Raw genomic sequence first — 13712 nt, 5'->3', positions numbered from 1 at the left:
CTAGCGTCCTTTCCATTTCCCTTCGCGCTTCTCGATGAAGGCTTCCATACCTTCCTTCTTGTCCTCGCTCGCGGTGAGGATCTGGAAGATGCGGCGTTCGACGATCAGACCCTGGTCGAGCGTCATTTCGAAAGCCGAATTGACCATTTCCTTGTTCGCGATGACGGCCATCGGCGGCTTGCTGGCGATGGTCGCGGCAGTCTTCAGCGCTTCGTCGATGAGGCTGTCGTGCGGCACGACGCGCGCGACCAGATTGCTGCGCTCGGCTTCTTCTGCACCCATCATCCTGCCGGTGAGGCACATTTCCATCGACTTCGACTTGCCGATCGCACGGGTCAGGCGCTGGCTGCCGCCCATGCCCGGCGCGACGCCCAAGTTGATTTCGGGCTGGCCGAACTTGGCGTTTTCCGAGGCGATGATGAAATCGGCCATCATGGCGAGCTCGCAGCCGCCTCCCAGCGCGAAGCCGTTGACCGCGGCGATCCACGGCTTGCGGGTCTTCTTGACGATCTCCGACGTCCAGGGCGAGAAGAAGTCGTCGAGGTAGAAGTCGGCCGCCGCCTTCTCGCTCATCTCCTTGATGTCGGCGCCGGCGGCAAAGGCCTTGTCGCCCGATCCGGTCAGCACCGCGCACAGCTGGCTTTCGTCGGCCTGGTAGGCGGCGAAGGCATCGATCAGTTCCTCGAGCACCTTGCTGTTCAAGGCATTGAGCGCCTGCGGACGGTTGAGCGTGATCAGCGTGACCGCGTCACGGGTTTCGACGGTGATGGTTTCGTAACTGTTGGATTGCGTGCTCATAGCGGTTTCCATTCCTCATCGTCGGGAAGCGGGGCGAAGATGCCGTCGATCAGCTCGTCGCTCACGCCCTCGGGCGTTGCCGGGTCCCATTGGGGGTCGTTGGTCTTGTCGGTGATGACGGCGCGCACGCCCTCGGCGAAATCGGGCCGGGTCAGCACCCGGCTGGCGATGCGGTACTCCATGGCCATGTTGTCCGCGAAATCGTCGAGCGTGGCGCTCGTGGCCAGCTGGCGCAGCGCGACCTTGCAGGTCTGCGGACTCTTGGTGCCGAGCGTCGCGAGTTCCTTCGCCGCCCATTCGTTGTCCTCGGCTTCCAGGCTCGCGAGGATATCCTCGTACCGGTCGGAAGCGAAATGCCGGTTGATGCGGTCGCAATTGGCCTCGATCCGCGGCTCGGGCGGGGTGATCGACAGCTCCGACAATATGCCCGCAATGCGATCGGGATTGTCGATGATCCGCGCCTTTGCTTCGGTCAGCTTGTCGGCGGGCAGGTAATGCGTGGCAAGGCCGAGGAAGTGGCACTCCGCCCCGTCGAGCCGCGCACCGGTCAGCGCAAGGAACTGGCCCGTCCGTCCGCCGAGGCGCGACAGGTACCAGCCGCCGCCTACGTCCGGGAACAGGCCGATGCCGGTTTCCGGCATGGCGAACCGCGTGTTCTCTGTCGCGACACGGTATTGGCAGGGCATGGCGATGCCCACGCCGCCACCCATGGTGATCCCGTCCATGAAGGCCACCGTCGGCTTTTCGTAGGTGAACAGCTGGTGGTTGAGCTGGTACTCGTCGTGGAAGAACTTGCGCCCCGAGGCGCCGCCATCGTTCAGCGCGGAATCGCGCAGGAAGGCGATGTCGCCGCCCGCGCAGAAACCGCGCCCTTCGGCATGATCGAGGATCACCGCCTTGATGTCGTCGTCGCCCGCCCATTTGCTCAGCGCTGCGCTCATGGCGTGGCACATGGGAAGCGTCAGCGCGTGCAGCGCCTTTGGCCGGTTGAGCGAGATATGACCCGCAGCCCCGTGCGTGTGGATCTGGACCTCGTCGGTCATGCTGCTTTCCTCTGTTCGATCAGGTCCCACGGATTGCCCCAGGGATCCCTGAAGACCGCCACCGTGCCGTAGGTTTCATGGCGCGGTTCCTCGGTGAACTCCACGCCCCAGGATACCATGCGGCGGTGATCGGCGGCAAAGTCTTCCGTATGGAGAAACCATCCGACGCGCCCGCCTGCCTGCTTGCCGATGACCGCCCGCTGCTGCTCGTTTGCTGCCCGCGCGAGGAGCAGCCTGCCGCCGCTGGCCCCGCCAACCACGACCCAGCGCTTCCCGTCGCCCAGATCGCTGTCTTCCACGACCGCGAAATCCAGCGCGTCGCGAAAGAAGGCGATGGCTACGTCGTAATCGGGGACGAGGAAGGTGGCGAGGGCGAGTCCGCTCACTGCCTGAGCAAGTCCCTTCCCACGATCATGCGCATGACCTGGTTCGTTCCTTCGAGGATCGAGTGGACGCGCAGGTCGCGCCAGAACCGCTCGATCGGGTATTCGCGCAAGTAGCCATAGCCGCCGAACAACTGCAGCGCGTTGTTGACGACATTGCTGCCGCTGTCGGTCGCCAGCCGCTTGGCCATGGCGGAAAAGCGCGACTTGTCCGGCGCGTTGTCGGTCACCTTGCAGGCCGCGAGGTAAAGCAGCGCGCGCGCCGCCTCCAGCTCGGTCGCCATGTCGGCGAGCATGAACTGCGTGTTCTGGAAATCGGCGATCGGCTGCCCGAACTGCTGGCGATCCTTGGTGTAGGCCACCGCTTCGTCCAGGCAGCGCTGCGCCCCGCCGAGCGAACAGGCACCGATGTTGAGCCGTCCGCCGTCGAGCCCGGCCATTGCGAAACCGAAGCCTTCGCCCTCCGCACCGACCCGGTTGGCCACCGGCACGCGCGCATCCTCGAAGATCAGCTGCGCGGTCGGGCTGGCATTCCAGCCGAGTTTCTTCTCCGGCTTGCCGAACGACAGGCCCGGCGTGTCCTTCTCGACAACGAGGCAGGTGATGCCCTTCGACTTGTGCTCGCCCGTGCGGACCATGACCACGTAGATGTCGTTGAAACCGCTGCCGGAAATGAACTGCTTGGTGCCGTTGAGCACGTAATGGTCGCCGTCGACGACCGCGCTGGTCTTCAGACCTGCCGCGTCCGAGCCGCTGCCGGGCTCGGTCAGCGCATAGCTGGCGAGATGTTCCATCGTGACAAGCTTCGGCAGGAAGCGCTGCTTGACCTCGTCCCCGCCGAAACGATCGATCATCCATGCGGCCATGTTGTGGATCGAGATATAGGCGCTGGTAGCCGGGCAACCGTAAGCCATCGCCTCCATGATCAGTGCGGCTTCGAGCCGGCCGAGATTGATCCCGCCGCTCGCCTCGCTGACGTAGATCGCGCCGAAGCCCAGCTCGCCCGTCTGCTGGATGACGTCGCGCGGGAAGTGGCTTTTCTCGTCCCACTCGGCGGCGTGCGGAGTGATGGCGTCGGCGGTGAAGCGCTGCGCCATTTCCTGGATCGCGAGCTGCTCTTCGGTAAGCTGGAATTGGGAGGTCATTCTGTGTCCAGTTTGGCTTTCAGTACGCGCGTCTCGAACAGGTAGGTCATCATACCGGTCGAGATCCAATTGGGGGATAGTGGAGGCGGCACGTCCTTCTCCCACGCCATCGAGCCCGTCAAGGTGCCCCATGCATAAGGGACATCGGGCTGGGTCGATGCGATCGGATCGCGATAGGCTTCGTCCGGGCTAATGATCTGCCAGCCGCGCTTGCGCATCTCGGCGACCAGATCGGGCAGGAACAGCGCGGCGAGATCGGTTTCGTGGAGCAGCAGGACATGTGCGGGCGAGCGCCCCAGCGTGTCGAGTGCGAGCTGGTCGTGATAGTCGAGCGCGCTCATTTGCGCCGCGACATAGAGCCGGCGCAGCTGCTTCATGTCCATCGGCTTGCCCTGCTCCTGAGCGGCGATCGTCAGGAACTCGAGGTGCCAGTCGGACCCGTCGGCGGTGACATAGCCATTGGCAAGGCCGCGGGCCTTCAGCCCGGCGCGGACCGCATCGCGCTTCACCTTGTCGTCCGCGCCTTCGTCGAGATAGGGAAAGCGGAACCAGGGCCGGTAGCCGGCCCGTCCGCGAAGCCAGTCTGCGGCGCGATCGATATCGGCGAGATAGTCTTCGGCAGTGCTCTTGCTCAGGTGGCGGTGGCTGAAACTGTGGTTGGCGATGACATGGCCCGCGGCCACGTAGGCGTCGATATGAGCCTCACCATCGACGCCGTCCGGCGTGTCCAGCCGGCCCGGATTGATGAAGAACGCGACCTGCCGGACCGACGAGTCGCGCAGGGCGGCGAGGATCTTGTCGGTGCGCTCCTGGGGCGTGAAAAAGGCCCCCTTCTGGCGCGGGATATCGTCGAAGGTGAGCGCGACGCGCTTGGCTTCCTGCGGCGCTGGCACATCTTGCGCGGCGAGGGGCGCGCATAAGGCCAGGGAGGTCAGACAGAGCGCCGCGATCCAACGAAAAATCCTGGTCATGCGAGTATCGCCTCGGCCTCGCGCAACGCGCGCGCGAAGCCGTGTTGCGCCTCGTAAGGCGAGCCGGTGAACGCCCGGCGGCGCTCTCTCATCCGCAAGTGACTTCGGTGATTTTCATGGCGTTGTCGTAGCGCACGTTCACACGGTCCTGCCGGTAGTCCATCGTCCAGGCCGTACCCGGTGCGCCCCAGCGCAGCTGCGCGGCGCCGCTCTGGGCAAGGATTGCTGCGCCCATGTCCTGCGTCGCGGAATGGCCGACGTGCGACTGGACGGCTGCCGCGTTGCAGATGCGGTCTGCGCCCACGGGGCGGCGATCGGGCTCGTCGGTGCTGGTCGCTGTGACGCATCCGCCGAGCGTCAGTGCGCCGGCAAGTGCGAGAAATGTCGCGGCGGTCTTATTGTGCATCGTTGGTCTCCACTGGGCATTTAGCGTAGGTCAGGGGTTCCGGGATGGCTTCGGGGCCGAACTCGGTCCGGATCAGGCTGGTCCCGCCATCGGCCAGTTCGAGTTCGATGTCACGCGACCATTCCTGCCCCTCGCCGGTGAAGGCGTAGGTCGCGCGGATGCCGTCGTCCGAACGGGTGGCAACCGTGTCGACGACAGCCCGCGATTCGTAGAACTTCAGGCCGTCCGCCGAGATCTCGATCGAACCTTTCGCATCGCCGTTGGCATCCGTGCAATCGCCGGGGCTGATGCCCCAGCGCCCGTAGAGCGCCATGGGGATCGTGTCCGCCGAGCCCTCCGGAGGCCCCGCGCCATCGCCGATCCCGCCGTCGGGTTCTACCGGAATTGCGGTTTCACTCGGATCGGGCGAGGTCGACTGGCCACAACCCGCGAGCAGCGCGGCGCTCGCGAGGATCCCGATCGATGCAAGGGCGCGACGCATTGCGATCAGCCCATCGTCGGGATGACGAAGGCGTTCGACCCGTCGCCGCCACCGTCCGGCCAACGCTGGGTGACCTTCTTGTTCTTGGTCCAGAACTTGAGGCCTTCCATGCCGTACTGGTCGATGTCGCCGAAGCCCGAACGCTTCCACCCGCCGAAGCTGTGGTAGCTGACCGGTACCGGAATCGGGACGTTGATGCCGACCATGCCGACATTGACGCGGGAGGCGAATTCGCGCGCCGCATGGCCGTTGCGGGTGAAGATGGCGACGCCGTTGCCGTACTGGTGTTCGGAGGGCAGCCGCACGGCCTCCTCGAAATCCTTCGCGCGCACGATCTGGAGAACCGGCCCGAAGATTTCCTCCTGGTAGCTCTCCATCTTCGGCGTGACGTGGTCGAGCAGCGTCGGCCCGACGAAGAAACCGTCCTCGTGCCCCTGCAGGCTGAAACCGCGACCGTCGATGACGACTTCGGCACCTTCCTTCTCGGCGGTGTCGATCCATTGCTCGATCCGCACCTTGTGCTCGGGCGTGACGACCGGGCCGTAATGTGCATCGGGATCGTTTGAGACGCCGACGCGCAACGCGTTGATCGCCGGGATCAGCTTTTCCCTCAGCCGCTCGGCCGTGTCGTCGCCGACCGGGACCACCACCGGCAGTGCCATGCAGCGCTCGCCCGCGCTGCCGAAAGCCGCCCCGGCAAGATCGTTCACGACCATGTCGAGATCGGCGTCGGGCATCACGATGCCGTGGTTCTTCGCCCCGCCGAAAGCCTGGACGCGCTTGGCGTTGGCCGAGCCGCGCGAGTAGATGTATTGTGCGATGTCGGACGAGCCGACGAAGCTGATCGCGGGGATGTCGGGATGGTCGAGGATCGCGTCGACCATTTCCTTGTCGCCGTGGACCACCTGCAGCAGCCCCTCGGGCGCACCGGCCTCGAGAAACAGCTGCGCGAGCCTGACCGGCACGCTCGGGTCGCGCTCCGAGGGCTTGAGGATGAACGCGTTGCCCGCCGCGATCGCCATTCCGAACATCCACATCGGGATCATCGCCGGGAAGTTGAAAGGGGTGATGCCCGCCCCGATGCCGAGCGGCTGGCGCATCGAATAGACGTCGATACCCGGGCCTGCACCCTGGGTATATTCGCCCTTGAGCGCTTGCGGGATGCCGCAAGCGAACTCGATCACCTCAAGCCCGCGCTGCACGTCGCCGTGCGCGTCGTCGACGACCTTGCCGTGTTCGCTCGACAGCAGTTCGGCCAGTGCCTGCTTGTTCTCTTCGACCAGCCGCTTGAAATCGAACATGACGCGCGCCCGGCGCTGGGGATTGGTCGCCGCCCATTCGGGCTGGACCTTCTTGGCCGCATCGACCGCTCGCTGCAGCAGCGCCGCATCGCCCAGCGGAACTTCGGCCTGGACCTCGCCCGTCGACGGGTTCCAGATCTTGTGCGTGCGTCCGGCCGAGCCACCCGCTCCGCCCGAAATGAAATGGTCGACTGTGCGCATCGGTAATCTCCTTTGCCCGGCTCCATGGCGGGCTGGCTTCGCTTCCGCAAGACGGTGCCCCCTCCACCTATGACTAGTGGCAGGTCTTCCCGGTTCCGAGATACGCTTGGCGATTGACCGCCGCGGCGCAGTCGGGCAAATGCCCGCGGCCCGGAGCGCGGGTATGATGTAATGGTAGCCTGTCAGCTTCCCATGCTGAACGCGCGGGTTCGATTCCCGCTACCCGCTCCAGCCCTTCCCGAATTTTGCCGGTCGATCGCTTGCCAAGCGGCAACGGCGAGGCAATGGTAGCTTTTTGCAACGTGACGATGGGGTCGGGGTTTGACGCAAATCGCATCGGAGCATCCGGATTATGACGGAACGCTCCTTGGCCGCTTCGACGGCGAACGGCCTCCTGCTCCCGAGTGGTTCGACGAGGCCATCGCGCATGCACCAGAGCGCTCGACGTTCAAGGTCGACGGTGCCCGGATCGAGCTGCTGACATGGGGCGAGGTGGGCAAGCCCGGCCTCCTGTTCCTCCACGGCAATGCGGCCCATGCCGACTGGTGGAGTTTCATCGCGCCGCAGTTTGCGGATACCCATCGCTGCGCCGCGATATCGTGGTCGGGCATGGGCGGGTCGGACTGGCGCGAGCATTATGAGATTCCGATCTTCGTGCGCGAGGCGCTCGGCGCGATCGATGCCGCCGGGCTGGCCGCCTCGGGATCGCCACCGGTGATCGTCGCCCATTCCTTCGGCGGTTTCCCGACTCTCAATCTCGCGCGGACCCATCCCGAGGCCATCGCGGGCGCAATCATGGTCGATTCGACACCGCCGAGGCCCGACGGCGGGCCGCCTCCGCGCCTCGCACAAGGCCGCGACCAGAACCCCCGTTACCCCTCCGTCGCATCCGCCCTGCGGCGGTTCCGGTTCATGCCGGAACAGGACCACGGCGAGCCCGCGATCATCGACTGGATGGCGCGCAATGCGCTGCACGAGGTGCCGGAAACGGACGAGGCGCCGGGCGGCTGGACATGGCGCTTCGATCCGCGTTTCTGGCAGAAGTTCGAGCGCGGCGACCTGGGCGTCGAGCCGCGCGTGCCGATGGGCGTCATCATCGGAGAGAAATCCGCGCTCTTCGCCGACGGTCAGCTCGCGGACCTCGAGGCGATGATCGACGACCTGCGGTTCACCACCGTGGTCGAGGATGCCTATCATCACCTGCTGGCGGATCACCCGCTCGAACTGGTCGCCGCCATTCGTGACGGCTTGGCCAAGCTCGCCTGACCCGCGCCCCCTACTTGGGCGGCATCCGGATTGCGCCGTCGATGCGGAACTGGTGCCCGTTGAGATAGGTATTGCGCGCGATCTCGACGATCAGCGACGCGAATTCCTCCGGTTCGCCCAGCCGCTTGGGAAAGGGAACGCTGGCGTTGAGCTGGTCCCACATCTGCGGGTTGCGGTCCTTCATGCCGAGCATCAGCGGGGTCGCGAAGATGCCGGGCATTACCGAATTGACCCGGATGCCGAGGTCCATCAGGTCGCGCGCCATCGGCAGGACGAGCCCGTTCACTCCTGCCTTGCAGCTGCCGTAGATCACCTGGCCTATCTGGCCGTCCTGCGCCGCGACGCTGGCGGTCAGCGTGATCGAGCCGCGCTCGCCATCGTCGTTGACCGGTTCGGCATTCGCCATGCCGAGCGCCGAGATCGAGGCGACGCGATAGCTGGCGACCAGCACGCCGCGTGCGCCGAATTCGTAATGTTCGGTCGGCAGGCGCTTGTAGCCGCCCGATTCCTTGTCCCAGCCGATGGTCTTGCCGCGCTGGCTCGCCATCGCGCAGTGGACGGTCACGCGCTCCTGCCCGTTGGCTGCCCGGGCGGCGACGAAGCCGTCCTCGACCGATTGCTCGTCCATGATGTCGACATGGTGGAAGGTTCCGCCGATGGCCTGTGCGTGTTCCTCGCCGGCTTCATCGTTGATGTCGAAGATCGCGACCTTCAGGCCCTGATCCGCCAAGGCCTGCGCACTCGCCCGCCCGAGCCCCGATGCGCCGCCGGTAACGACTGCCGCCATGCCCTGTTCAAGTTTCATCGCTATCTCCCATTTGTCATTTCGGTTGTTTACCGGGACCATTCCGCGTCACTATGGCCGGAGCAAGCAAAATTCGCGCGCAGGAGAAACCAGTAGTGAAAATGCCCATCCAGGATCGCAGGCAGTTCCTCGGCTCGACGGCCGTCGCCATGGCGGCGCTGGTCGCCAGCGGATGCAGCGTGCGCGGCCCGGCCGGTACCGGCAGTCCGCGCGTGGCCGGCTATGGCGATCTCGTTGCCGATCCTGCTGGCTTCATCGACTTGCCGCAGGGCTTTTCGTACCGGATCCTCTCGAAGCTCGGCGACCGGATGGACGATGGCGGTTCGGTGCCCGATGCGGCCGACGGCATGGGCTGCTTCGACATCGGCGGCGGCAAGCTGGTGCTGGTCCGCAATCACGAACTCATGCCCGGGCAGGACATCGGCGATCCGCTCCCCAAGGGTTTCGGCAAGCGCGACGGGCTGGTTCTGCCGGGCGGCACGACCAACATCGTGCTCGATGCGCGCACGCTCGCCGTGGAGAAGCAATTCCGCTCGCTCGCCGGAACGATTCGCAATTGCGCAGGCGGGACTACCCCTTGGGGAAGCTGGCTGACCTGCGAGGAGGCGGTGACCGGACCCGGCCAGCGTTATGGCGAGGGCCTCGACAAGAATCACGGCTGGATATTCGAAGTCCCGGCGACGGCGACGGGTCTCATCGATGCGGTGCCGCTGAAGGCCATGGGCCGCTTCAATCACGAGGCGGCCTGTGTCGATCCGCGCAATGGCCTGATCTACCTGACCGAGGATCGCGACGATTCGCTGCTGTATCGCTTCGTGCCCAACAGCGGAAAGCGGCTGGCCGAGGGCGGGCAACTGCAGGCGATGCGGATCGTCGGCCTCGACGATACGCGCAACTGGGATGGTTCGAACATGCCGCGCGAGCGTGAATACGCGGTCGAATGGGTCGTCATGGACGATGTGGAGGCACCCAAAGACGACCTGCGCCAGCGTGGTGCCGCCAAGGGGTGCGCGCGCTTCGCCCGCGGCGAGGGGATCCACATGGGCGATGGCGAACTCTATTTCGCCTGTACCAGCGGCGGTGCGGCCAAGCTCGGCCAGATCTTCCGCTTGCGCCCGGCGTTCGACGGATCGCGCGAGACCGTGTCGCTGTTCTACGAGAGCACCGATCCCGACCAGTTCAATTACGGCGACAATCTCACGATCGCGCCGGACGGCCAGCTGATTGTTTGCGAGGACCAGTACACCGAGGTGGTCGACAACCACCTTCGCGGCGTGACGCGGGACGGGCGCGCTTATCCGCTGGCCAAGCTGCGCCGCCAGACCGAGTGGGCAGGGGCCTGCTTCTCTCCGGATGGGCGGGTACTGTTCGTCAACAGCTACAGCCCTGCAGCCACGCTGGCGATTACCGGACCCTGGCAGCACCTCGGCTGATCGAGGGGTGGCGCTGGCAATATACGGGCTGATAGCCGCGCTCTTTACCGGACTTTCGGGAAACGTGGCGCGCCTGCTTGATGTGCTCGGGCGCAAGGCAGATGTGCGTAGCGCGCTGCTGGTCCCGGCCTTCGTCGGCCAGCTCGCGATCATCGGCTTGCTGCTGCTGGCCGGCGCTGCGATCACTCCTGTGCTGGGGCACGAACTCGCGCGAGCGGCAGCCGCAGGCCTGCTCGCGGTGACGGTGTTCCTCGTGCTGAAACCCTACGCGCTGGTCGAGCCTGCCGAGCCGACCCGTTCGGGCTTTGCCATCGGGCTCGTCGCTGCCGCCTTCGCGATCCGTGACGGGGTGGCATCGCTCGCCTTGGCACTCGGCCTGATCGCATCGGATTTTACCGGCCTCTCGGCGGGGCTGGCGATGGGAACGGGTGTCGCGGCAGCGCTTGCCCTGCGTGGCGGGGCGGAGAAATTCGGGGTAAACGCTCGCTATGGAGCTGCGACGGTCCTCGCAGCCGGAGCGTTCTATTTCGGCGCTTTCGCTCAATAGCGGCCTATTGCTTGACTTACTCGTTCATTTCGATGACGAATCCTCATGCAACCCGGGACGTGCCGGACCGTTGATGGGATAACACCCGAACGACGAAGACGAAGAGGAGCCGACACATGGCCGACAGTGGCAACAATTCGAAAACCGCGCTGATCGAAGCGCTGAACGGCGCGCTCGCCGATCACCTGGCGCTCTACATCAAGACCAAGAACTTCCACTGGCACATCGCGGGTCCGCGCTTTCGCGACCTGCACCTGCTGTTCGACGAACAGGCCGCGCAGATCATCTCGCTGGTCGACGTGATCGGCGAACGCGTACGCAAGAACGACGAATACACGCTGACCTCGGTCGGGTCGGTCGCCAAGATCACCGCGATCAAGGACCAGGACGACGTGACGCTGACGCCGGATGCGATGGTCGCCGAATTGCGGGACGACAATCGCAAGTTGCTCGAACGGCTCGAACAGGTGAAGCAGACGTCCGAAGAAGCGAACGACAATGCCACGAACGGCCTCGTCGACGACTGGATCGACCAGGCAGAGGAGCGCGTCTGGTTCCTCAACCAGACCGCCAAGTAACGTTTCGCCCATCACCGGAAGAGAGCCGCGGCGCGATAGGCGACCGCGGCTTTTTTCGTTATGGGAGGGCGATGGACAACGTCACTGTCATCGAAGACGCCGGATCATCCGCGATCGCAGACTGGATCGAGTCTCGCCTGCGTTCGGCGCTGGCCGCGGGCGAGGGCCCGTTGGCGATCACCGTGCCCGGAGGTTCGACGCCGTTCCCGATCATGGAGGAGCTGGCGAAGGCCGAGCTCGCCTGGTCGCGCATCGTGATCTTTGCAGGCGACGACCGCGTTGTGCCGCTCGATCATCCGGCGAGCAATCGCGGACGGATCCGCGCGATCTTCGAACCCGTCGGGGCCGAGGTCGCGCCGCTGACGGTGATGGAGGCCATCCCGCATTTCGCGCTCGCCTGGCTCGGCATGGGTGCGGACGGGCATATCGCGTCGCTGTTTCCCAATACCGATCCGCAGGTCGATGACCCGGCACAGGTGCGGCAGCTGACGCCCGATCCGCTCCCGCCCGAAGCCCCGTTCGACCGGATCACGCTGACCATGCCGTCGCTGCTCGACAGCGACGAGATCCTCTTCACCCTCGGCGAAGGGGCAGACAAGCGCGCCGTTTTCGATGCCGCGGTTCGTGGCGAGCACGACTTGCCGGTCGCGCGTCTTCTAGCCGCCGCCAGCCAGCCCGTCACGTGCTTCGCCTGATCCCGCGCCCGGTCCACCGGGTCGCCTTGCGGATCGCGCATCGCGTCCGCCATCGCTGGCGCATCTGGCGCGGCACGCGGATCGAGGGAGTCTCCACCATTCTGCGTGACCTGGAAGGCCGGGTCGTGCTGGTGCGTCACAGCTATGGCACGCCATCCTGGTGCTTGCCGGGGGGCGGGCTCGCCCGTGGCGAAAGCCCGGAGGATGCCGTGCGGCGTGAAACGCGCGAGGAAATCGGCTGCGAGGTGACGGGGCTGCGTTGCATCGGCGTGCTGAACGAGACGATCTCCGGCTCACCCCACCGGGCCCATGTATACCTCGGCACGATCACCGATATGCCCGAGGCCGACGGACGCGAGATTGCCGAAGCGCGGCTCTTTCCGGCCAATTCGCTGCCCGAGCCATTGAGCAAGCTGACCCGCGCACGGCTCGAACTCTGGCGCGAGCACATGCGGACAGGCTCCTAGAGAAGGCGCAACTGCGCCTCGTCGCGCACCACCTTCTTTTCCACCCCTTCGAGGTTCGACAGCGTCAGCCCCATCAGCCTGATCGGCAACGGCAGTGGCAGCGATTCCTCCAGCAGCGCGCGACCGATCTGGGCGAAATGCGCCTTGTCGCGCACGTTCTCGGACAGCGATTTCGCCCGGGTCATGATCTGGAAATCGGTGTATTTCATCTTGAGCGTGACCGTCCGCCCCTTTGCCTCGGCGCGCTCGATCCGCTCCCACACGATGTCGACGATGTTCTCCAGCGTTTCGCGCAAGGCCGGTCCGCTCGAGATGTCCTCCGAGAACGTCCGCTCCCCGCCGACCGACTTGCGGATACGGTTGGAGCGCACGGGCCGCAGGTCGATCCCGCGCGCCGCGCGATAGAGATAATCCGCAAAGCTCCCGAAGTTCGCACGCAGGAACGCGATGTCTTTTCCCGCGAGATCCGCGCCGGTCTCGATCCCCAGCCTGGCCATCTTCTCCGCGCCCTTGGGACCGACACCGTGGAATCGCCTGACTGGCAGCGACTGGACGAAATCGGCGCCCTGGCCGGGCCTGATGACGCAGATTCCGTCCGGCTTGTTCTGGTCGCTGGCGAGCTTGGCGAGGAACTTGTTGTAGCTGACCCCGGCGCTCGCGGTCAGCCGGGTCTTGGCCTTGATCTCCTGCCGGATCATCTGCGCTATGCGCGTCGCCGAGCCGATCCCCAGCCGATCCTCGGTCACGTCGAGATATGCTTCGTCGAGGCTCAAGGGTTCGACCAGTTCGGTGTGGTGACGGAAGATCGCGCGGATCTGCTGGGAGACCTCGCGATAGGCGTCGAAGCGGCTCTTGACGAAGATGAGGTCCGGGCACAGCCGCTTGGCCGTGACCGAGGGCATGGCGCTCCTGACGCCGAATTTTCTGGCTTCGTAGCTTGCGGCGGCAACGACGCCGCGCCCGCTCGACCCGCCGACCGCTACCGGCCTGCCTTGCAATTCCGGATTGTCGCGCTGTTCGACGCTCGCGAAAAACGCGTCCATGTCCACGTGGATTATCTTGCGCAGGCCGGCGGCTTCGCCCTCTTGTTCCTCCTCCGCCGTCGCCTGTTCGTCCATCACCCGAGAATAAGCGCACGCGACTGGCAATTGAAGCAGGTTGCACGGGAAAACGCTTCCCATGCTGCAGCGCA

16 protein-coding genes and 1 tRNA gene are annotated in these 13712 nt (G+C 65.3%); 7 read left to right on the top strand and 10 right to left on the bottom strand.

Translation table 11 applies throughout. The features are described 5' to 3' along the window. The 8 genes from GRI48_RS06070 to GRI48_RS06035 all read right to left on the bottom strand — a co-directional run bounded on the left by GRI48_RS06070 (window position 1) and on the right by GRI48_RS06035 (window position 6729). A complete protein-coding gene (locus tag GRI48_RS06070; RefSeq protein WP_160672850.1) occupies window positions 1–798 on the bottom strand; it encodes an enoyl-CoA hydratase-related protein in 798 nt (265 codons plus the stop codon). Further along, window positions 795–1841 (bottom strand): enoyl-CoA hydratase/isomerase family protein, encoded by a 1047-nt coding sequence (locus GRI48_RS06065; protein ID WP_160672847.1) that lies wholly within the window; start codon window positions 1839–1841, stop codon window positions 795–797. Before GRI48_RS06065 ends, GRI48_RS06070 begins: the two co-directional genes overlap by 4 nt. Next, on the bottom strand, window positions 1838–2227 hold the full coding sequence (locus tag GRI48_RS06060) for a VOC family protein (RefSeq protein WP_160672845.1): 390 nt from the start codon (window positions 2225–2227) through the stop codon (window positions 1838–1840). Before GRI48_RS06060 ends, GRI48_RS06065 begins: the two co-directional genes overlap by 4 nt. Continuing rightward, complete coding sequence (locus GRI48_RS06055) at window positions 2224–3369, bottom strand: acyl-CoA dehydrogenase family protein (RefSeq protein ID WP_160672842.1); 1146 nt, start codon at window positions 3367–3369, stop codon at window positions 2224–2226. Before GRI48_RS06055 ends, GRI48_RS06060 begins: the two co-directional genes overlap by 4 nt. Next, the gene (locus tag GRI48_RS06050) at window positions 3366–4340 is read right to left on the bottom strand and encodes a polysaccharide deacetylase family protein (RefSeq protein WP_160672839.1); all 975 of its coding nucleotides are present in this window, start codon (window positions 4338–4340) and stop codon (window positions 3366–3368) included. Before GRI48_RS06050 ends, GRI48_RS06055 begins: the two co-directional genes overlap by 4 nt. Window positions 4341–4428: 88 nt before the next feature. Further along, entirely contained in the window at window positions 4429–4746 is a 318-nt protein-coding gene (locus GRI48_RS06045; protein WP_160672836.1) for an I78 family peptidase inhibitor, read from the bottom strand. Beyond that, window positions 4736–5227 (bottom strand): hypothetical protein, encoded by a 492-nt coding sequence (locus GRI48_RS06040; RefSeq protein WP_160672833.1) that lies wholly within the window; start codon window positions 5225–5227, stop codon window positions 4736–4738. The genes GRI48_RS06045 and GRI48_RS06040 overlap by 11 nt, the downstream gene beginning before the upstream one ends. Before the next feature lie 5 nt (window positions 5228–5232). Beyond that, a complete protein-coding gene (locus GRI48_RS06035; protein ID WP_160672830.1) occupies window positions 5233–6729 on the bottom strand; it encodes a CoA-acylating methylmalonate-semialdehyde dehydrogenase in 1497 nt (498 codons plus the stop codon). A 157-nt stretch (window positions 6730–6886) separates the two neighbouring features. On the opposite strand from GRI48_RS06035, the gene GRI48_RS06030 reads away from it, so the two are divergent. Beyond that, window positions 6887–6960 (top strand) — tRNA-Gly (locus GRI48_RS06030). Window positions 6961–7050: 90 nt separating this feature from the next. Continuing rightward, a complete protein-coding gene (locus GRI48_RS06025) occupies window positions 7051–7995 on the top strand; it encodes an alpha/beta fold hydrolase (RefSeq protein ID WP_202389190.1) in 945 nt (314 codons plus the stop codon). 10 nt (window positions 7996–8005) lie between these two features. Here GRI48_RS06025 and GRI48_RS06020 read toward each other — a convergent pair whose 3' ends face one another. After that, a complete protein-coding gene (locus tag GRI48_RS06020) occupies window positions 8006–8800 on the bottom strand; it encodes an SDR family oxidoreductase (protein ID WP_160672827.1) in 795 nt (264 codons plus the stop codon). A gap of 101 nt (window positions 8801–8901) precedes the next feature. On the opposite strand from GRI48_RS06020, the gene GRI48_RS06015 reads away from it, so the two are divergent. From GRI48_RS06015 to GRI48_RS05995, 5 genes are all read left to right on the top strand, one after another. Next, the gene (locus GRI48_RS06015; protein WP_160675462.1) at window positions 8902–10233 is read left to right on the top strand and encodes an alkaline phosphatase PhoX; all 1332 of its coding nucleotides are present in this window, start codon (window positions 8902–8904) and stop codon (window positions 10231–10233) included. Between the two features lie 7 nt (window positions 10234–10240). Then, on the top strand, window positions 10241–10780 hold the full coding sequence (locus GRI48_RS06010) for a hypothetical protein (RefSeq protein WP_160672824.1): 540 nt from the start codon (window positions 10241–10243) through the stop codon (window positions 10778–10780). Window positions 10781–10896: 116 nt separating this feature from the next. Then, window positions 10897–11358: a Dps family protein gene (locus GRI48_RS06005; RefSeq protein ID WP_160672800.1), complete on the top strand. Its 462-nt coding sequence runs from the start codon at window positions 10897–10899 to the stop codon at window positions 11356–11358. 71 nt (window positions 11359–11429) lie between these two features. Continuing rightward, window positions 11430–12053 (top strand): 6-phosphogluconolactonase, encoded by a 624-nt coding sequence (locus GRI48_RS06000; protein WP_160672797.1) that lies wholly within the window; start codon window positions 11430–11432, stop codon window positions 12051–12053. Then, entirely contained in the window at window positions 12041–12520 is a 480-nt protein-coding gene (locus GRI48_RS05995; RefSeq protein ID WP_160672794.1) for an NUDIX domain-containing protein, read from the top strand. Before GRI48_RS06000 ends, GRI48_RS05995 begins: the two co-directional genes overlap by 13 nt. On the opposite strand, the gene dinB is transcribed toward GRI48_RS05995, so the two are convergent. Then, window positions 12517–13638 (bottom strand): DNA polymerase IV, encoded by a 1122-nt coding sequence (gene dinB / locus GRI48_RS05990; protein WP_160672791.1) that lies wholly within the window; start codon window positions 13636–13638, stop codon window positions 12517–12519. The two genes, GRI48_RS05995 and dinB, sit on opposite strands and share 4 nt — an antisense overlap. Window positions 13639–13712: the final 74 nt, after the last annotated feature.

It is taken from the genome of Qipengyuania oceanensis (assembly GCF_009827535.1).
Taxonomy (GTDB): Bacteria; Pseudomonadota; Alphaproteobacteria; order Sphingomonadales; family Sphingomonadaceae; genus Qipengyuania_C; species Qipengyuania_C oceanensis.
This window is presented reverse-complemented; position numbering and strand designations above follow the sequence as displayed.